The organism is Pseudomonas sp. RT4P38 (genome assembly GCF_054897765.1).
In genome coordinates this window covers 3094111-3113942 of sequence record NZ_CM142703.1, presented here as the reverse complement: position 1 = coordinate 3113942, position 19832 = coordinate 3094111, and the positions used below count along the sequence as shown (strand labels likewise).

Sequence of the window (19832 nt, the reverse complement as noted above, 5' to 3'; positions counted from 1 at the left end):
TCGATTGTTCTGACACACCGAGGCGGCTGGTTTAGGCCTGCTGCGCAGGCCAACGGGGATAAATCCCCTCGCCACAGGTAAGCTCAATGGCATCGGCAGCCCCGCCACTCACCAGACCGAGGCCTCATGATCATTTCATCCGCATCTGACTATCGCGAGGCAGCACGCCGAAAACTTCCGCGTTTTTTGTTTGATTACATTGATGGCGGAGCTTATGCAGAGCACACGCTGAGGGCCAACAGTGCCGACCTGACGGGCATCAGCCTTCGGCAACGCATTCTGAAAAACGTCGAAACCCTGAGCCTTGAAACCACCCTCTTCGACCAACGACTTTCCATGCCGATCATATTGGCCCCGGTAGGACTGACGGGCATGTTCGCCCGTCGTGGTGAAGTGCAGGCGGTAAAAGCGGCGGAAAACAAAGGCATCCCTCTCTGCCTCTCAACCGTATCAGTGTGCTCGATCGAAGAAGTCTCGGCACACAGCCAGCAATCCATCTGGTTTCAGCTGTATGTGTTGAAGGATCGGGGCTTCATGAAAAATGCACTGGAGCGTGCGAAGGCAGCCGGGGTGAAGAACCTGGTGTTTACCGTGGACATGCCCACACCCGGCGCCCGGTACAGGGACGCACACTCGGGCATGTCAGGCCCTTTTGCGGCATCGCGGCGAATGCTTCAGGCCATGACCAAACCCGACTGGGCATTCAACGTCGGTGTCATGGGGCGTCCACACGACCTGGGCAATATCTCGATGTACCTTGGTAAAGCCGTGACACTCGAAGACTACATGGGCTGGTTGGCCAATAACTTCGATCCTTCGATCAGTTGGAGTGATCTGGAGTGGATTCGTGATTTCTGGAAAGGCCCGATGATCATCAAAGGCATTCTCGATCCTCAGGACGCCAGAGACGCGGTCAGCTTTGGTGCGGATGGCATTGTCGTGTCGAACCACGGTGGGAGGCAGCTGGACGGCGCACTCTCCACCACCAAGGCATTGCCGCCCATCATGCAAGCCATCGGTAATGATCTGACGGTGCTGGTCGACTCGGGCATCCGCTCGGGGCTTGATGTCGTACGGATGTTGGCGCTGGGAGCAAAAGGCGTATTGCTGGGGCGTTCCATGGCTTATGCACTGGCCGCCGATGGTCAACGCGGGGTGGAGAATATGCTGGATATCTTCGCCAAGGAAATGCGCGTCGCCATGACCTTGACCGGGGTGACCTCGATCAGCCAGATTGATGAATCCACACTGGTGGATGCTGTCCGATGAGCTGAACACCTGACCTTGAAAACGCCGCGCCAATGCGCGGCGTTTTCGTAGATGCCTGAAAAGCGGCCATCACTCGACGTCTTTGAGAACCTCAAAGATCACTTGATCGGGATAGAACGCCATGTAGCCGCGAATCTGTTCTACCGACACTTTTGGGTCTTCATAGCTCCACACCGCGTTGGCGCCTTCATGTCCCGGGATTTGCAGGCTGAAATAGCTGGCATCGCCCTTGTAGGGGCAATAGCTCGTGTGATCGGTGCGGGCAAAGTACTTTTCATCGATGTCCTCCCGGGGGACGTAATACACCGGAGGATAGTTAGCCTCGAGCAACACCAGCGCCCGTGCGGACGCGGCCACCTGAATACCGTGAAACTTTACAAGCAGGCAGCCCGGCTGCTCTGCGATGGTGATGACAGGACTAGGACCGGAAGTTTTCATCAGATTCTCCTGGGTTATCGGGAGTGCCCACGCTCCTGTGGCGAGGGAGCTTGCTCCCGCTGGGCTGCGCAGCGGCCCCAAAATCTGAGACTGCGAACTCTCAGGTATAACCCAGATTTCGCAACCACGACTGCTTCGCAGCCGAACGGGGCGGTGCGGCGTTCCGACAAGCCCCTCGGGCCCTTGAAACCAGCGTCCTGCGAATTGTCGGCAAAGGTCTCAACCGCTGGTCCAACGTGCACATCGATGATGAACAGACCAACGGCTCAAATGGAGCGAAACATCGTCTACGATCAATAGCACCGTTGACATTCCTACTGCGCAGTCACGCAGTCGTGGCGTGGGGTTCGAGTCTCAGACACTTGAGGATCCCCGCATGCCTGCCACGAAGTTTTCTCTGGATTAGATAATCATTACCCTGGATGCCCGTCCCGATCGCCTCGACCTGCGTGACCGGATCTTCACCCCTCGGGTCCAGTCACTGCCGCCCACCTGGCCCGCAGACAAGGCCATTGCCTCCGAGCTCTCGGGTTACCTGGACAAAAACATGGTGCTCTACCCAGGCAACGAGGGGGCCTGCACCGGGTTCGGGCTGGCGGCGGTCGTCAACTACCTGTTGTGGTTGCGCGACAGAGCCTCCACCAAAACCAGCCCGCGCCAGCTCTATCATCTGGCCAAGCTCTATGACGAATGGCCAGGCGAAGATCATGCGGGCTCCAGTTGTCGCGGCGCATTGAAGGGATGGCACAAGCACGGCGTCTGCGCGCAGGAGCTGTGGCCCTATACCGTCAAGCCGGACGGATCGGTTCCGGCGTTTGAAGCACCGGACGGAAATTGGGCCATGGACGCCGTGACCCGGCCGCTGGGGGTTTACTACCGCGTAGAGAAAGACGATATCACCGCCATGATGGCGGCGCTGTACGAAGCGCGTGCGCTGTACGTCTCCTCCAATGTGCATCAGGGCTGGGCTTTGATGCAGCCTAAAGGTAAGAAACGTCCGCCGGCGGTGTTTCAAAGCATGTCTCAGCTGCCCGTCATCAAATGGCCGGCAACCCGTCAGGGCAGTCACGCCTTTACCTTGATCGGTTACACCAATCAGGGGTTCATCGTGCAGAATTCCTGGTCAACCGATTGGGGATTCTCGGGCTTCGCCATTCTGACGTTCGAGGACTGGCTGGCCAATGGAACCGACGCCTGGACCGTGGCCCTCGGGGTGCCGATCGAACACGGCGCGTTGTCGCAAAACGCGCGGCCTTCACGTTCCCGGGCCGATGTTCAATCAGCGTTTCGTAGCGCGCTGTCGAGCTCCAGCGCCAAGCGCGAAGGTTTCTCGCTGTTCACCGCCGGTGCCCGCGATACCGATCGCAAAGGGCTTCCCCTGTTGACCATGGATCAGGCGTACGGCCTGACCATCGTGATGGAAAACAACGGCAGCATCGGCCCCCGACTCACCGACGTCGAAAACGTCCGCGCGGGCGTCAGGCGAATCGTCCACGAGGCGCCTCGCGCCTGGTACGACAAGCTGCCGGCGGCAAACAAACCCGCCGTGCTGCGCATCGCCATCATTGCCCACGGCGGGCTCAATTCCGAGCAGGACTCCATCAATCGAATTTGTGCGATGGCGCCCTACTTTCATGAAAACGGCGTCTATCCACTGTTTGTCACCTGGCGCACCGGGGTGCTGGAGACGTTTGCCGACATCGTCCAGGACGCCCTCCCGGGTCTGTTTCCCGAGGCGGGTGGCATCAGCGATGTGTTGAAGACCATCAAGGACAAGGCCCTGGAAGGCTTTGATCGCACGGTGGAACTGGCCACCAAAAAACTCGGCGGCGATCAGTGGAGCCAAACGAAGCAGAACGCCGAAGCCGCCTCAGTGGCAGGCTTTACCCCGCGCGGGCTGGTGGAAATGGCGGAGAACCTGAAAAAACTGGTCGCCGACATGGGCAAAAAGAACGTCGAGCTTCATCTGATCGGTCATTCCGCCGGGTCCTTGATCAATGGCCACTTGATTCAACTGCTGTGGGCCAGAGGCCTGTCCATCGAAACGTCGACGCTGATGGCCCCGGCCTGCACCCTCGATTTCGCCAACCAGACCTACCGTAAAGTCATCGAAGGTGGAGGACTCAAGCGCAAGGCCTTCCACCTCTACATGATGTCCGACAACCGCGAACAAGATGACAACGTCATCGGCGTGTACCACAAGTCGCTGCTGTACCTCGTTCCCCGTGCCTATGAAGAATTGCAACGCATGCCGCTGCTGGGCATGGCCAAGAGTCTGGACAAGAACTTCCAGGACTTCAGCGATCCCGATCTGGCGGAGTGGAACATTGCCGCCAAAAACATGACCGAGCAGTGGAACCAGTTCTACTGGGGTAACACCATTCCGGTCGGTTTTGCCGTAACAGGCCGTGGGCTTCCCGAAGCGTTCGCGAAAACCCTGCATATCTTCAACGATCCGAAAATGAACTACGGCGCGGGCACCAAAACGGACACCTCCCACGGTGGGTTCGACAATGATGTGAACGTCATTACCGCCGCGTTGCTGACCATCCTCAGACGAGAGCCGGACGGGAAGCTGGATCAGCCGGTGGTTAACCTGAACTACTGACCCGCCCACCGCCGTCGGAGACTGCTCATGCCCGATTCGCTTGTTGCGCCGTTGGGGGCTGGGTTGCACCGGCATCCGGTCAATTCTTCTGCTTCGCCAACGACGTGCGATTGATGTACGTCAACAATCACGACGCCATCACCTTGGAGGTATGGACCACCTGATACAGGTCAGGTGCTGATCTGGTGTTTGCTCGTTCAATCCAACAAAAAATGGCCGGGCCATTCCCACAGGTAAAGGTGTGGTCAACATTGGCAACTACCGTTTCATCGGCCCCTGGATCCGGCCATCCATGACTCGTAAAAACATCCTTGACCCGGTCGCTCAGCGCAAAATCGTTGCCGACTTTATCGATAAGCTCAATGCGATGCTGAAGTCCGTCGCCGACAGCAATACAGGCGTTTACTACCTGGATCTACGGGAGCTCATCAGCGACGATGACTGGATCAATGAACTGCATTTGAACGCTCCCGCTTACCGGCGAGTGGCCGCCAAGTTTGAAGTCCTGATGGACTCCCTGCTGTCGAAAAAGGACGCCACCATTCAGCTGGCCGCGAAGGCCTCCGCCGCCGAATCGTTCCAACGACTTGAGCAGTCGCTGGTAACGGCACAACCGGTGGGGCAGGCGCCCTTCCAGGCGCAGCGAATGATTCCCCCACCCGCGCCAGCTGGCGCACGATCCACCCGGTCCAGGGGAGCCAAAGCGACTAAAGCCAAAGCCAAGACCAAACTCAAGTCCAAGTCCAAGTAGAAACGCGGGCCGTCGGTCGCTGTCCGGCCGACGAGCCACACCCGATTGGGATCAATCACCCTTGGCAATCATTCGCAACGTTCCGACTGTACATCCATACAGATAAAGATTGCCCCATCGCTCATCAGCCGCCATTCTGTCCGCCTCTCGACAGTTGATGAGCGATGGTGGTTATGCGGCTGTACCTCTGTGAAAAACCTTCCCAGGCCAAAGACATTGCCGCCGTCCTCGGCGCCAGGCGTCGGGGCGACGGCTGCTGGCTGGGAACGGACGTCACGGTGACCTGGTGCATCGGCCATCTGCTGGAAACAGCGCCGCCGGACGCCTATGACGCGCGTTACAAGCGCTGGGTGCTGGCGGATCTGCCGATCATTCCAGAGAAGTGGAAGATGACCGTCAAACCGCGCACGGCCAGCCAGTACAAAGCGGTCAAACGGCTGCTCGGCGAGGCCGATGAATTGGTGATCGCCACCGACGCCGACCGTGAGGGCGAGATGATTGCCCGGGAACTGGTGGAGCATTGCCGTTATCGCGGGCCGATCCAGCGGCTATGGCTGTCGGCGCTGGACGATGCATCCATCCGCAAGGCGTTGGCAGCGCTGAAGCCGGGGGCCGAGACCTTTAGTCTTTATCATTCGGCACTCGGGCGTTCGCGGGCCGACTGGCTGATCGGGATGAACATGAGTCGGCTGTTTACGCTGTTGGGGCGTCAGTCCGGTTATCAGGGCGTATTACCGGTCGGTCGGGTGCAAACACCCACCCTGCGCCTGGTGGTGGATCGCGACCGCAGCATCGCCGATTTCGTACCGGTCGCCTATTGGGCCATCGATGTGCAACTGCTGCACGACAGTACCGCGTTCACCGCCCAGTGGCGCGCGGCCTCCGAGGTTTGCGACGATCAGGATCGCTGCCTGAATCAAGCGTTGGCGCAGCAAGCAGCGGCAGCGATTGGCAGCGCGGCGAGTGCTCGGGTCATCAAACTGCGCACCGAGCGGATGCGCGAAGTGGCACCCCTGCCCTTCGATCTGGGCACCTTGCAGGAAGTCTGCTCGAAGAAACTCGGGCTCGGCGCCCAGGAAACCCTCGACATCGCCCAGGCCCTGTACGAAACCCACAAAGTCATCACCTATCCGCGCAGCGACTGCGGTTATCTGCCCGTAAGCCAGCACAGCGAAGCACCGGGCATTCTTGCCGCGCTGAGGCAGGCTGATCCGGCACTGAACGCCTTGAACGATTTCCTGGAGCCTCAGCGCCGCTCACGGGCCTGGAACGATGCCAAGGTCAGCGCTCACCACGGCATCATCCCCACCGCTGCGGCGAAAAACCTCGAGCGGCTGGCGGGCAAACAGCGGGCGGTCTACACCCTGATCCGCGCGCGTTATCTGGCGCAGTTTCTGCCCAACTATGAATACGACCGGACCCAGGCCGACTTCGACTGCGCCGGTGAAGCCTTGCGTGCCGTCGGCAAGCAAATTGTCGAGCCCGGCTGGAAGCGCGCCCTGCCCGAGGCCCTCGCCCCGGCCAAGGGCCGCGAAGTACCGGCGCCGCAAACACTGCCGGCATTGGCCGAAGGGCGTGACTGCGCGGTGGCCGACGTAAAGCTCAAGGACCTCTGGACGCAACCGCCCAAACCGTTCACCGAAGGCGATCTGATCAAGGCGATGAAGAACGTCGCCAAACTGGTAGAAGATCCGCTACTAAAGCAGAAACTCAAGGACACCACCGGCATCGGCACTGAAGCGACCCGTGCCTCGATCATCCAGGGCCTGCTCGACCGTGGTTATCTGATCAAGAACGGCAAGGCCCTGGCCGCTACCCCGGCCGCTTTCAGCCTGATCGATGCCGTGCCGCGTGCCATCGCCGACCCGGGGACCACGGCGATTTGGGAGCAGGCGCTGGACATGGTGCAGAGCGGCGAGATGAGCCTGGAAGAGTTCGTCACCAAGCAGGCCGCGTGGATGAGCAAACAGGTCGCCCGTTGCGCCGGCCTGAGCCTGACCATCAGCGGACCGGCAAGCCCCGCCGGGCGCGGTGCCACGCAGTGGAAAAACAAACGCAAGCCCGTCAAACGCAAGCCCTCGACGGGCACTAAACGCGCGGCAAAACCGGCAAGCAAGGCATGACGGCACTTCGGGCAGGCCACTTTCTGGAGAAACATCGACCATAATTATCGTGCAGCGCACCAGAGCCACGACGGACCTGCGCCTCAGGAGCCTACCCGCATGCCCTTGATAGAACTGCACGTCGCCCATCGCGACGAACTGGAAACGATTGAAAACCTGATGCAGTTCTATCTGTATGACTTCAGCGAGTGGCTGCCGCTAAAGCTCGGGGAGCATGGCTTCTTCAATGCCCAGCCTAAACCGGGTTACTGGCGCAAACCCGAAACCAGGCCGTTTCTGATCAAGGTCGACGGAGAATTGGCCGGTTTCGTGACCGTGGACGACGAAACCCATACTCACGGCGCCGAGCACAACATTGGCTACTTTTTTGTCAGTCGACGCTTTCGTGGCCAAGGCGTCGCGAAGTTTGTCGTTTCCACCCTCTTGAGCCGGTTCCCCGGTCAATGGCAAATTTTCCACCTCGACGCGAACCAGCCTGCGCGGGCGTTCTGGGCCCGGGTCATAGCTAATCTCACCCATGGCGAGTTCACCCTGCACCAGCTATCGGTAGACGGTTATCCCTGCACCTTTTACCGATTCCAGATATCGCCGCCCTCGTCCTGACTGGCGCCTTCCGTTCGCGCTTTTTAATTCCAAACGACTTTGTCTGACAATATGTAGTGACCAAAAATAATCACTACAAAACCGTTGACGCGTCCGATTTGCCCTTGCATGATGCAGACATCTCCCCGATCGGGAGTACAGGCAACACGTTTGAACAAGCTCGTCTGACCGCCGAGCTGTTTTTCCCGGATACACGCTGCCCACAAGGCAGATTGAAGAAGCTGACCTGGCCTGAACGTCCAGTACAAGGACGAGAAACGCTGGCGATCAATCCTCATGAAGCTTGTGGCCGACCCTGAAAATGTCGGCAGTGGCCTGAAGGTTTTCGCTGCTTCTCCTCGTTGTGACGCTATTGCGTAGCAGTTATTCAACACGACTACATGCAACAGACGCGTGACCCCGTCAATTTGGCGGCCGACCGCTGACGTCCTGGTTTCGGTGCCAGGGATCAACTAACCGATGGGCTACCTGTATTAGCGAATCAACTTTGAAAGATCACCAAATGGTCAAGGGGCTTACTATGAATCTGAACAATCAACCCACTATCGATGAACTGGCTCATCTGTTCGCTGCGCAAAAAGACAGCCATGACAGCCATATTCTGTGGATCAGCAAATCGGGCCAGGTGCATATCGACTGCCTGTCGCCTCACGCCCATGAAGCGGAGTTCGACAAGAACAACCAGAATCTGCTCGCCCGACTGAAGATGTACCGTCGCGGCCAAGGCTATGTCGGCAAGAAAGCCGCGGCCGACAAGGACTTCATCGGTCATGTTCTGCAAACGCTGAAACAGGCGTGGGCATCGATGCAGAACCAGAACGAAGTTCGGGTGATTGACCGGTTCTCCTGATACCCCAGGGGTTTTAATCCAGACCCCATCCATAAAAAGGCCCCACTCGTTACATCGAGTGGGGCCTTTTTGTTTGTCTCGTGCGCACCAAACAACGCTATCGTTAACCGTGTGCACTGGATCATTGGAGGTTTGCGATGAAAAAACATCTGACAGGCTTGCTGCTGGTGCTGGCCAGTGCTGCCCTTGCAAACAGCGTCCCCGGAGTTCCCTCATTCAATATGGACTGCCCCGGAAACATCGTCGTCCAGGCGGATCAGGACGGGCCGGTATTAATCAACAGCAAGGAAGCCGCCACCAAAGCCATCAACGATCGCCGCTTCGAAGCCAAGGGTTCGGGCTACACAATCTCGATCATCCTCACCGAGGATGACTCGGTCACGGTGTCCTCCACTGGCAAGGCGCCTAATGGTGTGTGCCAATCAATGGATGACTGATGCCGTCGACTCACCTGTAGCCGCACCCAACACCAACTCCATAAACGCCACCGACGCCGCACTGTGATAGTTGTTTTTGCGTCGAAGCAGCGCGGCCCCTCTTTTGGGCGCCTCCCCCTGCAACGGGATTTTGTGCAATGCACGGTCCTGGGTGGCAATGGGCTCTGGAAGAATAGTGGCGATGGCCGTGTGCCGAATGACTTCCAGCAAGGTGCTCACCGAGTTGACCTCGATCACCACCTTCGGCGTGATCTGCTCTTGGGCAAAGTACTCGTCAATGCGGGTGCGGGTAACGAAGTCCGCAGCCAGCAGCGCAAATTGCAGTTGCGCTACCTCTTCAGCAGACAACGCCACCTGGCTTTCGTATAACGGGTGATCGCGCCCCACCATGACGCCCAATGTCTCGGTAAACGCCGGGATGGACTCGATGTCGGCATTTCTGACCTGGGTAAACGCGATGGCGATGTCCAGTGAGTCATCCACCAGACCGGCTTCGATGTCATCCATCGACAGCTCGAAAATCTGCAGATGGATGTTCGGATACCGCGCCACGTAATCGCGCACCAACGGCCCCACCAGGTACGCCATGAACGTTGGCGTCATGGCCAGTCGCAAGGTGCCGCGGGACAAGTCCTTCACGTCATGCAGCGCACGTTTTCCCGCCTCCAGTTCCACCAGCACCCGACGAGCGCATTCGATGTAGGCCTGTCCCGCATCGGTGGGTTTCACCGTGCGCGAGGTCCGGTCAAACAGGCTCACGCCCAGGGTTTCTTCCAGTTGCCGGATCTGTTGGGACAGGGTCGGTTGCGAGACGTGAAGCGCCTCGGCGGCCCGGGTGAAGCCGCCGTGGTCGGCCACCGCCAGCAAATAGCGCAAATGTCGTAGCAGCATGGGGGATCACCCTCTATAGGCTGTGCTTATGCGCTGCATTGTATATGGGTCTTGGACGCTATGGATCGATCGGCAGAAGATTGCTCCACACCCAAGCAATTCCACCCCGGCAGGAAAAACCCCATGCAACAGTCCCACGCTTACAACGACCCAAGTCTGGCCCTGACCACGTCTATCCTCGATGCAAAAGCGCGTAAAAACCTGTCCTGGCAGGAGCTGACCGACGGCACCGGCCTGGGTCTGGCCTACGTCACCGCCGCCCTGCTCGGTCAGCACCCACTGCCGGAAAGCGCCGCCAAAGTCATTGGCGAAAAACTGGACCTGGACGCCGAAGCCGTGGCCCGCCTGCAGATCATCCCGTTGCGCGGCAGCCTCTCGGGTGTCCCGACCGACCCGACCATTTACCGCTTCTACGAAATGATCCAGATTTACGGCACCACGTTGAAAGCCCTCGTTCATGAACAATTCGGCGACGGCATCATCAGTGCGATCAACTTCAAGCTCGACGTGAAGAAAGTCGACGACCCGGAAGGCGGCTCTCGCGCAGTGATTACCCTAGACGGCAAGTTCCTGCCACTGCGTCCTTTCCAAGTGGATGCCGGCCCGCACTGATGTGCGGGCTAAACCCGACTCACGCATGAGGACATCGCCATGAAAGCGCTCATCGAAGGTTTTTTGAAGTTCCAGAAAGAAGCCTTTCCGCAACGCACCGACTTGTTCAAACACCTGGCCACCACCCAGCATCCGGGTACGCTGTTCATCACCTGTTCCGACAGCCGGGTCGTGCCAGAACTGCTGACCCAACAAGAACCCGGTGAACTGTTTGTGATCCGCAACGCCGGCAATATCGTGCCCTCTTACAGCCCGCACCCCGGCGGTGTGTCGGCCACGGTCGAATATGCGGTCGCCGTGCTGGGTGTTACTGACATTGTGATTTGCGGGCATTCGGACTGCGGCGCCATGACCGCCGTTGCCAAGTGCACCTGCATGGACCACCTGCCCGCCGTCAGCGGCTGGTTGCAACATGCCGAGTCGGCGAAAGTCATCAACGAATCCCGTCCTCACGCGAGTGAAGCGGCGAAGGTGAGTTCAATGGTTCGGGAGAATGTCATCGCGCAACTGGCCAATATCCAGACGCACCCAAGCGTGCGCCTGGCTCAGGAGAAAGGCCTGTTGAATTTGCACGGTTGGGTCTACGACATCGAGACCGGTTCGGTCGACGCCCTGGATGCCAACAGCCGCAGTTTCGTGGCGCTGGCAGAGTATCCGGACACCTGCGCCCTTCAAGCTCGACCCGTAGAAGCAGCAGCCTGAAGCTTGAATCTACTCGCCGCGAGACGATCGATGCAGCGCTCCCGGCTCACGGGAGCGCTGCGCTGACACAATCGACAGGGTCATTTATCGTCCATCTTGGTTGACGATTGAGGCCGAATTTCAGTGCTCTCTTCGGCGTTGGGTGGTTCTGGAAAAGTGCCTGGCGTGAACACGTGAGTCAGCAAGTCTTTGGCATCGACTTCGACGACTCCTTGAACCGAACGGGCCAGAGCAACAGCCTGCTCACACTGTTTATGGGTGTTGACGCGACCGCTCAACGCCACCGTGCTCCCATGGGTTTTGACATGGATTTGCAGGCCGAAGCTTGGTTCGGCCATTGCCAGGGCTGACTTCACCCTGGCGGTAATCCACGTGTCGTGAACGCCCCTTTCCAGATCCTGAGAGTAATGTTGAAACGAATGAAGTTTCATGGTGCAACCCTCTTCACGTAATCAGATGCGCTGTCCGTCCCATTTGCTATGCAGCCCTCTGCCTCTCAGGCGAGCGTTATGGGACATCTGATTCGTTTTGGAGTGCTCGCCACGCCAATACAGGCGCACATTAAGTATAGTGCGCCTCTCGACTGGGGTCGGTGTGCCGTCTCAGCGTTTGACCGACAGATCCGTCTGGGTCATGCGACTACGGATCGTGAACACCCCATCGCCCGAGAGAATCGCACTACGAGCAAACAGCCGACCGCTCTCCCAGTTCGAAAGACCCAGCTCCGGCTTGTTCAGCGCGTACTGTCCGTCGACCCAACGGGTAATCCCGTTGCCGACAAAAGGTGCGTTGACCGCGTTGTAGAAGCGTTCCTGAGCCTCGGCATCTTCACTGATCAACGACACGGTGAACTGCGGGCTGTAGCGATTGAACAACACGATGGCGCTGTCCAGGTCATCGACGATCTTCAGGCTGACTTCCGGGGTTTCTTCCCATTCCCACTCGCGGCCCAACTGATCCACGGGCAGCGGTTCGGCCAAGGCTTCGGTTTGATAGCCTTCGGCGCGGTACACCTCAACGCTTGCGGTCTGCCAATCGGTCGGCAAGTGCTGCTCGCTGCCCTCGACGATGTGCAATTTGCAGCCCTGCCCCCGTGCGGTGCCGGCCTGTTGCAGCGCGTCCAGGAACAGCGGCAGCAATTCGGTGACACGGTCACGGTGGATCAGACAGACGTTCAGGGTGTTGCAGACTTTGCGATCCAGCGAGTTACGCACCACCGCGGCAAAGCGCTTGGCCTCGGCATCCTTGTCGGCAATCAGCCAGGCGCCACCGGTGCCGTGCAGGCTGACGGCGGTGCCGGCCTGTTGGGCGATGCTACCCAGTTGGCTGACGGCACGACCCGAACCCCGGGCCACCGCCAGCGACAGGCGCCGGTCGGCGAACATCGCCCAGCCGGCGGCGTGATTGACGCTTTCCACCAGCGACACCGCGCCAGCCGGCAACCCGGCGTCGCTCAGTGCCGGATTCAACGCGTGGGTGACGATGGCTTGCGCCGTGCCCAACGCATCGCTGCCGATGCGCAGCACCGCCGTGTTACCCGTGCGCAACACACCGGCAGCGTCGGCAAAGACGTTCGGTCGGCCTTCGAAGACGAAAGCGACGATGCCCAAGGGCGAGACCACTTGCTCGACTTTCCAGCCGTCATGCTCGACGCAACTGACCACTTTGCCGCGCGTGGCTGACGCATCGCGCCAGGCCCTGAGGCCGGCGATCATGTCGCGGCGCATGCGTTCATCCGCCAGAAGCCGCGTGGTGGAACGTCCGCGAGCCTTGGCCCGCTCGATGTCGGCCAGGTTGGCGGCTTCGATCAAAGCCCAGCAGTCAGGATCTTCCAGGCGTTGGGCAAAGCGATCAAAGAACTCGCTGATGGCTTGATCCGAGACCGCGGACATTGCGCTGAAAGCCGCTTCGGCACGCTCGATTGCAATGGCCGCCGCTTGCTGGTCAGCCACCGGGATCAGCAACAACTCGCCGCTGACCTGCTCCACCAGCAAATGGTCCCCGGGCTTAAAGCGCGCGGCCAGTTCGGGGCTGACCACAGAGACACGATTCCCGGCGAAAGGGATAGGCGTGCCAGCGACTAGACGTTCGAGCGCAAGAGACATGAAGCGGTTTCACCATGCAATGGGCGGCCGGAAAATGTATAGGAAAATCCCTGGAGCGTCATTACCCGCACGCCTGACCGGAATCGAAAACCCGGCAACCCGTCACCCCCTACGCTAAAAGACCACTGTGACCCGGCACCACCGTGTCTAGAACACCGACCAGCCAATCCGCTGACTCAGCAACTCCAGCGCGGCCATGCCCGCGAGGGAGTTGCCGGCGGTGTTCAACTCCGGTGACCAGACGCACACCGTGAATTGCCCCGGCACCACCGCGACAATTCCCCCGCCCACACCACTTTTGCCGGGCAAACCGACGCGATAGGCAAAGTTGCCGGCTTCATCGTAGAGGCCGCTGGTGGCCATGATCGAGTTGACCTGCTGGGTCTGGCGGGCGCTGAGGATCTGTTCGCCGCTGTGTTTGCAGAAACCGTCGTTGGCCAGAAAACAGAACGCCCGGGCCAGATCCACGCAGGTCATGCGTAGCGCGCAATGGCTGAAGTAACTGCGTAGCACCGCTTCGACGTCGTTATGAAAATTGCCGAAAGACTGCATCAGATAAGCCATCGCAGCGTTGCGCGCGCGATGCAGGTATTCGGAATCGGCGACCTTGCCGTCCACCATGACTTGCGGGTTGCCGGACAGCCGGCGGACAAAGTCGCGCATGGACAACGCTGGCGCGGCAAAGCGCGACTGGTTGATGTCGCAGATCACCAGCGCACCGGCGTTAATGAAGGGATTGCGCGGGCGCCCGCGCTCAAACTCCAGTTGCACCAGCGAATTGAACGGTTGGCCGGAAGGCTCGTGACCCAGACGTTCCCATATGGCCTCGCCGGAATGTTCAATGGCCTGCACCAGACTGAACACCTTGGACATACTCTGCACCGAGAACGGCGTGTGAGCATCGCCGGCGCAATACAGTTCGCCGTCATTGCCATACACCGCAATGCCCAGCTGATCGGCCGGCACCGTGCCAAGGGCGGGAATGTAATCAGCCACCTTGCCTTGGCCGATCAGGGGACGTACTGCGTCAAGGATCTCGTTCAACAGCGCCTGCATGCGGGCTCCGAAGTCTCGCCCCATGGGATTGCGGGGACACTGACGCTAGACGCCGCTGGTCAGTGGCGGATCACAGTTTGGCAACAATCGCCGTTACGTATCACATTGTGTACAGCCCCCCTTCGGACACACCCTACCCCTAAAACCCCGCGCCAAAGACACATCGCAGATACACCTGCCTGATGAACTGTGCCTGTCGATTGGCCTCGCCGATCAAAGCGCTCAACTCACTCAATGCTACGGAGTATCACCATGTTCAAGCTCTCGACTTCTTCTTTAACCCTCGGCCTGATCATCACTGGCGGCCTGGCCTTGTCCAACGCGGCTTCAGCCTCCGAGTCCGAAGCGTTCAGCATGAAACAACTGGCCCACGGCTACAGCCAGGCCCAGGCTGACACGGCAGAAAAACCCGCTGAAGGTAAATGTGGCGAAGGCAAGTGCGGCGCCGGCGAGTAACCCCTTGCGTGGGGCACGACGCTGCCCCACTCCCCTGACTGAACGGAGATCAAGCCCATGACCACCTCACTCTCATCGGCCGTGAAAGGCCTGCACCTGAACCTCGACCGTGCCGGCAGCTGGATCGCGCCGCTGACTTTGCGGGTGTTCCTCGCCTGGGAGTTCTTCGAGTCTGGCCTGGAAAAATTCAATGGCGGAAATTGGTTCGCCGATATTCAGGACAGCTTCCCGTTTCCCTTCAACCACGTTCCGGCCACGCTGAACTGGGAACTGTCGATGTGGGCCGAACTGATCTGCGCCCTTGCCATACTGGTCGGCCTGGGAACGCGGATCTCGGCAATCATTTTGATCGTGGTCACGGTCGTTGCGACCGCTGCCGTTCACTGGCCCGCCGATTGGTCTACATTGAGTGAGCTTGCTCAGGGTTACGCCATCAGCAACAAGGGTCACGGCAACTTCAAACTGCCGCTGATCTACCTCGCGGCCTTTATGCCGCTGTTGCTTTCGGGTGCCGGCAAGCTCAGCCTCGATGCGCTGCTGGCTCGATTTTTCTGGCGTCGTAATAATCGCTAAACACCAGCACGCCGATAATGCCTCGAACTCCACAAGAACGGAGCAATCGTAACGTATGCAGGCACTCTCAAGCTTCCAGGCCACACAACCCCAATAAGCCTCACCCCACTCACATGCGAAGACAGGAGCCACCATGAGCGTGACCACCCAATGGATCGAGATCGACAGCCCCGACGGTAAATTCGGCGCTTACCTGGCAATTCCGCACACCCGCAAAGGCCCGGGGATCGTGTTGATCCAGGAAATCTTCGGCGTGAATGAACACATCCGCTCGGTCGCCGAACAATACGCCGCCGACGGCTACCTGGTGATTGCACCGGACCTGTTCTGGCGCAGCGGCCCGCGCATCGAACTGGGCTACGACGAAGCCGGCTGGAAAAAAGCGGTCGAGTTGATGAACGCCACCGACATCGGCAAGGCGCAAGACGACGTCAAACTGGCCATTGAAGCCTTGAAAGCCCAGCCCGGCCTGGACGGCGGCATTGCTTCCATCGGTTACTGCTTTGGCGGTTTGCTCTCATACCACACCGCCGCCAATGGGCTGGTGGACGTGGCCATCGCCTACTACGGCGGGGGGATCCAGAATCATCTGGACCGGGCCGATGAAATCGAGGTGCCGCTGCTGATGCACTTCGGTGAAGCGGACAGCCACATCCCACTGGAAGCCGTGGAGAAAATCGCCGAGCGTTTCGATACCAACGATAACGTGGAAATTGTCGTGTATCCCGAAGCCGAACATGGCTTCAACTGCTCGCACCGCGACAGCTACAACCAGCGCGCAGCGGCTGAGGCACATGGCAACACGCTGATCTTTTTGGGGATGGAACTGTAAGGCCGACACAAACTAGCGAGAAACCTGTGGACAGGGAGCTCGACTGTGGCGAGGAGGCTTGCCCCCTCGCCACAGAGTGTTCACCAGGCTCAAGATCTACGTTAACTGACAGGCATTAGCCTATGAGTAGCTATGCTTGATGTGTGGCAAGCCCCTGGTAGCAACATCGTGAAGGAGGCGTTCGAGATGCAACTCATCACGTTGAAAATCGATAAACCGGAAGCGACGAACTTCATTTTAGGCCAGACGCACTTCATCAAGTCCGTCGAGGACATCCACGAAGCGTTGGTCAATACCGTACCAGGCATCCGCTTTGGCGTGGCCTTTTGCGAAGCTTCCGGCAAATGCCTGGTAAGGGGGTCCGGCACCGACACCGCCATGATTGAACTGGCCCAGAAGAATGCGGCAGCCATCGCCGCAGGGCATAGCTTCATCATTTTCCTCGGCGATGGTTTCTATCCGCTGAACGTGTTGAACACCGTCAAAATGGTGCCAGAGGTGTGCCGTATTTTTTGCGCAACGGCCAATCCGACTGAAGTCGTTCTCGCCGAGACGGAACAAGGGCGAGCGATTCTGGGCGTCGTGGATGGCTTCTGTGCCAGTGGCATTGAAGACGAGGAAGACATCCTGTGGCGCAAAAACCTGTTGCGACAGATCGGCTACAAACTTTGAGCACCTTGCGCTAACCAGGCGTTTTTCACGGCCAGGAGCTGCCGGTGGTCGTTGCATTTCGCTTGTCACCGGCGTTTGACTAAGCTGAACAAATCGGTACGAAGGAGACGACTATGTATGCGGTTATAAGAACCTACTCGGGTCCCGGCGCAAAGCAGCTTTTCGATGTTTTAGAAAAGCAAAAGGCCGACGTCGAAGCTGCCCTCCGTAAAGTCTCTGGCCTCGCAAGCTACACACTGCTACCTCTCGGTGATGGCGGTATGTCGGTGACTGTTTGCACGGACAAGGCCGGCACCGATGAGAGCATGAAAGTCGCTCGCGACTGGATTCAGAAAAACGCCTCGCACATCCACGCGAACCCGCCGGTCGTCACGGAAGGTCCAGTCATTGTGCAGATCAATTAGCGCGCCCTGGCGATCCCTCACGACAATATCGCTGTCGCAGTCATTGCTTTTGCCGGTCCTTGGCACTGCGCAGCCAGCTACCCCCGTGAACATTTTCACCTGCTTGTGCAGCAGAAATTGTGAAGGAGTCTAATATTGAAATGCCATAGATCGGTCCATCACATAGTTGCGTAAGGGTGCGAGGGACCGTTGGCATGTAGGTGGCTTTGGAGCCAACACGGGACCGGTGCTGGCTTAATAGATTTAAAATTGGAGGGAACCATGAGCAATCTCATCGCCAGCGGCGAGCCACCTGAAGCCGTCCACCTCATGGTCAAGGTTTACGCCGGCTTGCTGCTCGCAGGATTTGCGTTTGTTCCGGCCTATCTGATTGGCTACTTATACGTCTTTCAAGACCCCACCCTTATATTCGAGAACCACCTGTTCCATATAATTGCGATCACGGCAGCCACCTTGGCAGGTTTGTTTGTTACTTACGTAACGTGGCGTTGCTATCAGTCATCGGGAGACCCGCTGTTGCGATGGATGACGCTTGGCTTTCTCGGTTTTGTACTGATCTACGGGTTGCATGGTGCGTTCACTGGGCAAGCACACCACAATATCTGGCTCTTCCTGCTGTATGGACCGGCCTCTCGACTGGTCATGTCAATTCTGCTGTTAGTCGGAATGCTGTCGTACCACCGCCCACCTGATACCGCGGACCAACGAATGAAGACCCGCGCCTGGTTGACCTGGATAGGACTGTTTCTGCTGGTTGACGTGGCAGTGGCGTACGTCGCGAATTCGCCGATCGCCGGCAATCTCGCGGTGCGCCTCACAATGGAAGGTGGTGCCCTCGTTCTTTCCACATTGACCGTGACAATGCTCCTGTTGCGCCGTATCCGTTCGCCGCTGATGATGATTTTTGTCATCTCGGTCACCGCGTTCGCGCTGTCATCTCTTGCCTTCATCCTTGCACGTCCGTGGAATCACATGTGGTGGCTCGCTCATGCGATCTTCGCCGGTGGATTCTTCATGTTGAGCTATGGGGTAGTGCAAGCGTTCCTCACCACACGGTCGTTCTCGAAGATTTACAGCCAAGATGAGTTGATGGTACGTCTTGCCGAAGCGATGGCGTATACCGAGAGCGCCCTGCAGGAACTCCAGCGCACCAATCAAGAGCTCGGACACCTTGCGGCGACCGATCCACTGACAGGCGCTGATAATCGGCGTCGGTTCATGGAGCGGGTCGAAGTCGAAATTGGCCGGACCAAGCGCGGGGGGGCGCCGTTCTCCGTGTTGGCACTCGATCTGGATAATTTCAAGTCCATCAACGATCGCTTCGGGCATCAGGTTGGCGATGACATCCTGAAGATTTTCGTGGAGAAATGTCTCGATTCGATCCGGCCGTATGACGGCGTAGCCCGAGTGGGTGGGGAAGAATTCATGATACTGCTACCTCAGACTTCACTTGAAGGCGCGCACGTAATCGCTGAGCGTCTGCGAAGCAGCGTTGCAAATAATTCTTTTCATGGCGTGCAGCGGTCAAACATGGTCACAGTGAGCATCGGCGTATCGCAATCTGGCTGCGACGGCGACACCATAGACGCAATTCTGCGTACAGCCGATCAACGCCTATATCACGCTAAACACGAAGGCCGTAACCGTGTGGTCACTTCCATCAAAACCAGCCTCCAACCTCTGCCCTGACCATCTGATGCTCTTTAAATGGTCGGCAACCCGGACGTTTACCAATCTCGGCTGGCAGATGTCGCTCATTACAGGCTCACACCCCTACCGTGCCGACCCACCACGCGGCTTATAAAAGAGGAACATCGAGGTCTCGGTGGTCTTGAGGTATTTCCTGACCCAATTGGGTTTCACATTCCTGTCGTGGAAATAGATCGCGCCATGGGTTCGGTCGTTCAGTTGTTTGTTGAGCGCTTTGCGCGCGATTTCCTTGGCAATCGCGTATTGGGTTTCTTCCTGGACCTGATCCGAGCGTCCATCACACCACCACGAAAACTGACAATTCTTGCTTTCAGACCCCTGCTTGACCACGGCGCATACCGTTTCCGGAAATCCCTCATGGCCCAGTCGGTTCATGACGACGCTGGCGACGGCTTCCATGTTGGCGGGCGATTTGCCTTTGGCTTCCCAGTAAATGGAACGGGCCAGACAGGTAATTGCATCGTCCATGGGCGACTGACCGGCCGGATCGACCGCCTGAACTTCGGATGTGGTGATGGTTTCGGACTTGGGCACCGGTACATCGGAGCCCTTCTGCGCAGCTTTTTGTTCAAGGACCTCGGCCTTGTCTTCAGCCACTTCCTTTTTTTGCTCCTGCTCAGATGCAGTGGAGTCGCCGAAGACAAGGGTTATTGCGAAGCAGGCGGCTATCCAGATTACTCGCATGATCAACCCTTCCGACTGAACCGGGAGCACGCCACGCTGGCGACTTTGCTTGATTG

Annotated in this window: 21 protein-coding genes; 15 read left to right on the top strand and 6 right to left on the bottom strand. The window is 58.4% G+C overall.

Features of this window, described 5'->3' with window-relative positions:
- Nucleotides 1-126 precede the first annotated feature (126 nt).
- A complete protein-coding gene (gene lldD, locus ACYZT7_RS14520; protein WP_462041553.1) occupies nucleotides 127-1269 on the top strand; it encodes an FMN-dependent L-lactate dehydrogenase LldD in 1143 nt (380 codons plus the stop codon).
- A gap of 69 nt (nucleotides 1270-1338) precedes the next feature.
- Here the strand turns inward: lldD and ACYZT7_RS14515 are convergent, their stop codons facing one another.
- Nucleotides 1339-1707, bottom strand: coding sequence for a DUF427 domain-containing protein (locus ACYZT7_RS14515; protein WP_462032231.1), 369 nt, complete (start codon nucleotides 1705-1707; stop codon nucleotides 1339-1341).
- Between the two features lie 547 nt (nucleotides 1708-2254).
- Between ACYZT7_RS14515 and ACYZT7_RS14510 the strand changes: the two genes are divergently transcribed.
- From ACYZT7_RS14510 to ACYZT7_RS14485, 6 genes are all read left to right on the top strand, one after another.
- Nucleotides 2255-4315, top strand: coding sequence for a C1 family peptidase (locus ACYZT7_RS14510; RefSeq protein ID WP_462041552.1), 2061 nt, complete (start codon nucleotides 2255-2257; stop codon nucleotides 4313-4315).
- Nucleotides 4316-4607: 292 nt separating this feature from the next.
- Complete coding sequence (locus ACYZT7_RS14505; RefSeq protein ID WP_462041551.1) at nucleotides 4608-5066, top strand: hypothetical protein; 459 nt, start codon at nucleotides 4608-4610, stop codon at nucleotides 5064-5066.
- A gap of 173 nt (nucleotides 5067-5239) precedes the next feature.
- On the top strand, nucleotides 5240-7189 hold the full coding sequence (locus ACYZT7_RS14500; protein ID WP_462041550.1) for a DNA topoisomerase III: 1950 nt from the start codon (nucleotides 5240-5242) through the stop codon (nucleotides 7187-7189).
- 99 nt (nucleotides 7190-7288) lie between these two features.
- Nucleotides 7289-7792 (top strand): GNAT family N-acetyltransferase, encoded by a 504-nt coding sequence (locus ACYZT7_RS14495; RefSeq protein ID WP_462041549.1) that lies wholly within the window; start codon nucleotides 7289-7291, stop codon nucleotides 7790-7792.
- A 520-nt stretch (nucleotides 7793-8312) separates the two neighbouring features.
- Entirely contained in the window at nucleotides 8313-8642 is a 330-nt protein-coding gene (locus tag ACYZT7_RS14490) for a hypothetical protein (RefSeq protein WP_462032228.1), read from the top strand.
- A 137-nt stretch (nucleotides 8643-8779) separates the two neighbouring features.
- Nucleotides 8780-9079, top strand: coding sequence for a hypothetical protein (locus tag ACYZT7_RS14485; RefSeq protein WP_462041548.1), 300 nt, complete (start codon nucleotides 8780-8782; stop codon nucleotides 9077-9079).
- Here the strand turns inward: ACYZT7_RS14485 and cynR are convergent.
- Nucleotides 9065-9970: a transcriptional regulator CynR gene (gene cynR, locus ACYZT7_RS14480; RefSeq protein WP_462041547.1), complete on the bottom strand. Its 906-nt coding sequence runs from the start codon at nucleotides 9968-9970 to the stop codon at nucleotides 9065-9067. The two genes, ACYZT7_RS14485 and cynR, sit on opposite strands and share 15 nt — an antisense overlap.
- Nucleotides 9971-10093: 123 nt before the next feature.
- Between cynR and cynS the strand changes: the two genes are divergently transcribed.
- On the top strand, nucleotides 10094-10582 hold the full coding sequence (gene cynS, locus ACYZT7_RS14475; protein ID WP_462041546.1) for a cyanase: 489 nt from the start codon (nucleotides 10094-10096) through the stop codon (nucleotides 10580-10582).
- Between the two features lie 39 nt (nucleotides 10583-10621).
- Complete coding sequence (locus ACYZT7_RS14470) at nucleotides 10622-11284, top strand: carbonic anhydrase (protein WP_462041545.1); 663 nt, start codon at nucleotides 10622-10624, stop codon at nucleotides 11282-11284.
- Between the two features lie 80 nt (nucleotides 11285-11364).
- Here the strand turns inward: ACYZT7_RS14470 and ACYZT7_RS14465 are convergent, their stop codons facing one another.
- The 3 genes from ACYZT7_RS14465 to glsB all read right to left on the bottom strand — a co-directional run bounded on the left by ACYZT7_RS14465 (nucleotide 11365) and on the right by glsB (nucleotide 14445).
- Complete coding sequence (locus ACYZT7_RS14465; protein WP_449646145.1) at nucleotides 11365-11715, bottom strand: BON domain-containing protein; 351 nt, start codon at nucleotides 11713-11715, stop codon at nucleotides 11365-11367.
- Nucleotides 11716-11886: 171 nt separating this feature from the next.
- Nucleotides 11887-13389, bottom strand: a complete 1503-nt coding sequence (locus ACYZT7_RS14460) for an aldehyde dehydrogenase family protein (protein WP_462041544.1) — start codon at nucleotides 13387-13389, stop codon at nucleotides 11887-11889.
- Between the two features lie 147 nt (nucleotides 13390-13536).
- Nucleotides 13537-14445, bottom strand: coding sequence for a glutaminase B (glsB, locus tag ACYZT7_RS14455; protein ID WP_449646147.1), 909 nt, complete (start codon nucleotides 14443-14445; stop codon nucleotides 13537-13539).
- Nucleotides 14446-14697: 252 nt separating this feature from the next.
- Here glsB and ACYZT7_RS14450 point away from each other — a divergent pair, with 252 nt between their 5' ends.
- The 6 genes from ACYZT7_RS14450 (at nucleotide 14698) to ACYZT7_RS14425 (ending at nucleotide 19071) form a co-directional block, all read left to right on the top strand.
- Nucleotides 14698-14901, top strand: coding sequence for an HvfA family oxazolone/thioamide-modified RiPP metallophore (locus tag ACYZT7_RS14450; protein ID WP_462041543.1), 204 nt, complete (start codon nucleotides 14698-14700; stop codon nucleotides 14899-14901).
- Between the two features lie 57 nt (nucleotides 14902-14958).
- Nucleotides 14959-15474, top strand: a complete 516-nt coding sequence (locus tag ACYZT7_RS14445) for an HvfX family Cu-binding RiPP maturation protein (RefSeq protein ID WP_462041542.1) — start codon at nucleotides 14959-14961, stop codon at nucleotides 15472-15474.
- A 133-nt stretch (nucleotides 15475-15607) separates the two neighbouring features.
- Nucleotides 15608-16306 carry a dienelactone hydrolase family protein gene (locus tag ACYZT7_RS14440; protein WP_462041541.1) on the top strand — a complete coding sequence of 233 codons (699 nt, stop codon included), beginning with the start codon at nucleotides 15608-15610 and terminating at the stop codon, nucleotides 16304-16306.
- Between the two features lie 186 nt (nucleotides 16307-16492).
- Complete coding sequence (locus tag ACYZT7_RS14435) at nucleotides 16493-16978, top strand: adenosine-specific kinase (RefSeq protein ID WP_449646151.1); 486 nt, start codon at nucleotides 16493-16495, stop codon at nucleotides 16976-16978.
- Nucleotides 16979-17091: 113 nt separating this feature from the next.
- Nucleotides 17092-17382: a hypothetical protein gene (locus tag ACYZT7_RS14430; protein ID WP_449646152.1), complete on the top strand. Its 291-nt coding sequence runs from the start codon at nucleotides 17092-17094 to the stop codon at nucleotides 17380-17382.
- A 261-nt stretch (nucleotides 17383-17643) separates the two neighbouring features.
- The gene (locus ACYZT7_RS14425; protein WP_462041540.1) at nucleotides 17644-19071 is read left to right on the top strand and encodes a GGDEF domain-containing protein; all 1428 of its coding nucleotides are present in this window, start codon (nucleotides 17644-17646) and stop codon (nucleotides 19069-19071) included.
- 84 nt (nucleotides 19072-19155) lie between these two features.
- On the opposite strand, the gene ACYZT7_RS14420 is transcribed toward ACYZT7_RS14425, so the two are convergent.
- Nucleotides 19156-19776, bottom strand: a complete 621-nt coding sequence (locus tag ACYZT7_RS14420) for a cell wall hydrolase (RefSeq protein WP_462041539.1) — start codon at nucleotides 19774-19776, stop codon at nucleotides 19156-19158.
- Nucleotides 19777-19832 lie beyond the last annotated feature (56 nt).

Excerpts from the sequence above, each read along its gene's own strand:
- ACYZT7_RS14500 (WP_462041550.1), top strand. The coding sequence starts at position 5,240 with ATGCGGCTGTACCTCTGTGAAAAACCTTCCCAGGCCAAAGACATTGCC.
- ACYZT7_RS14430 (WP_449646152.1), top strand. The coding sequence starts at position 17,092 with ATGTATGCGGTTATAAGAACCTACTCGGGTCCCGGCGCAAAGCAGCTT.
- ACYZT7_RS14460 (WP_462041544.1), bottom strand. The coding sequence starts at position 13,389 with ATGTCTCTTGCGCTCGAACGTCTAGTCGCTGGCACGCCTATCCCTTTC.
- glsB (WP_449646147.1), bottom strand. The coding sequence starts at position 14,445 with ATGCAGGCGCTGTTGAACGAGATCCTTGACGCAGTACGTCCCCTGATC.
- ACYZT7_RS14445 (WP_462041542.1), top strand. The coding sequence starts at position 14,959 with ATGACCACCTCACTCTCATCGGCCGTGAAAGGCCTGCACCTGAACCTC.
- ACYZT7_RS14440 (WP_462041541.1), top strand. The coding sequence starts at position 15,608 with ATGAGCGTGACCACCCAATGGATCGAGATCGACAGCCCCGACGGTAAA.
- ACYZT7_RS14420 (WP_462041539.1), bottom strand. The coding sequence starts at position 19,776 with ATGCGAGTAATCTGGATAGCCGCCTGCTTCGCAATAACCCTTGTCTTC.
- cynR (WP_462041547.1), bottom strand. The coding sequence starts at position 9,970 with ATGCTGCTACGACATTTGCGCTATTTGCTGGCGGTGGCCGACCACGGC.
- ACYZT7_RS14485 (WP_462041548.1), top strand. The coding sequence starts at position 8,780 with ATGAAAAAACATCTGACAGGCTTGCTGCTGGTGCTGGCCAGTGCTGCC.
- ACYZT7_RS14510 (WP_462041552.1), top strand. The coding sequence starts at position 2,255 with ATGGTGCTCTACCCAGGCAACGAGGGGGCCTGCACCGGGTTCGGGCTG.
- cynS (WP_462041546.1), top strand. The coding sequence starts at position 10,094 with ATGCAACAGTCCCACGCTTACAACGACCCAAGTCTGGCCCTGACCACG.
- ACYZT7_RS14465 (WP_449646145.1), bottom strand. The coding sequence starts at position 11,715 with ATGAAACTTCATTCGTTTCAACATTACTCTCAGGATCTGGAAAGGGGC.
- ACYZT7_RS14490 (WP_462032228.1), top strand. The coding sequence starts at position 8,313 with ATGAATCTGAACAATCAACCCACTATCGATGAACTGGCTCATCTGTTC.
- ACYZT7_RS14515 (WP_462032231.1), bottom strand. The coding sequence starts at position 1,707 with ATGAAAACTTCCGGTCCTAGTCCTGTCATCACCATCGCAGAGCAGCCG.
- ACYZT7_RS14425 (WP_462041540.1), top strand. The coding sequence starts at position 17,644 with ATGAGCAATCTCATCGCCAGCGGCGAGCCACCTGAAGCCGTCCACCTC.
- ACYZT7_RS14505 (WP_462041551.1), top strand. The coding sequence starts at position 4,608 with ATGACTCGTAAAAACATCCTTGACCCGGTCGCTCAGCGCAAAATCGTT.
- ACYZT7_RS14495 (WP_462041549.1), top strand. The coding sequence starts at position 7,289 with ATGCCCTTGATAGAACTGCACGTCGCCCATCGCGACGAACTGGAAACG.
- lldD (WP_462041553.1), top strand. The coding sequence starts at position 127 with ATGATCATTTCATCCGCATCTGACTATCGCGAGGCAGCACGCCGAAAA.
- ACYZT7_RS14435 (WP_449646151.1), top strand. The coding sequence starts at position 16,493 with ATGCAACTCATCACGTTGAAAATCGATAAACCGGAAGCGACGAACTTC.
- ACYZT7_RS14470 (WP_462041545.1), top strand. The coding sequence starts at position 10,622 with ATGAAAGCGCTCATCGAAGGTTTTTTGAAGTTCCAGAAAGAAGCCTTT.
- ACYZT7_RS14450 (WP_462041543.1), top strand. The coding sequence starts at position 14,698 with ATGTTCAAGCTCTCGACTTCTTCTTTAACCCTCGGCCTGATCATCACT.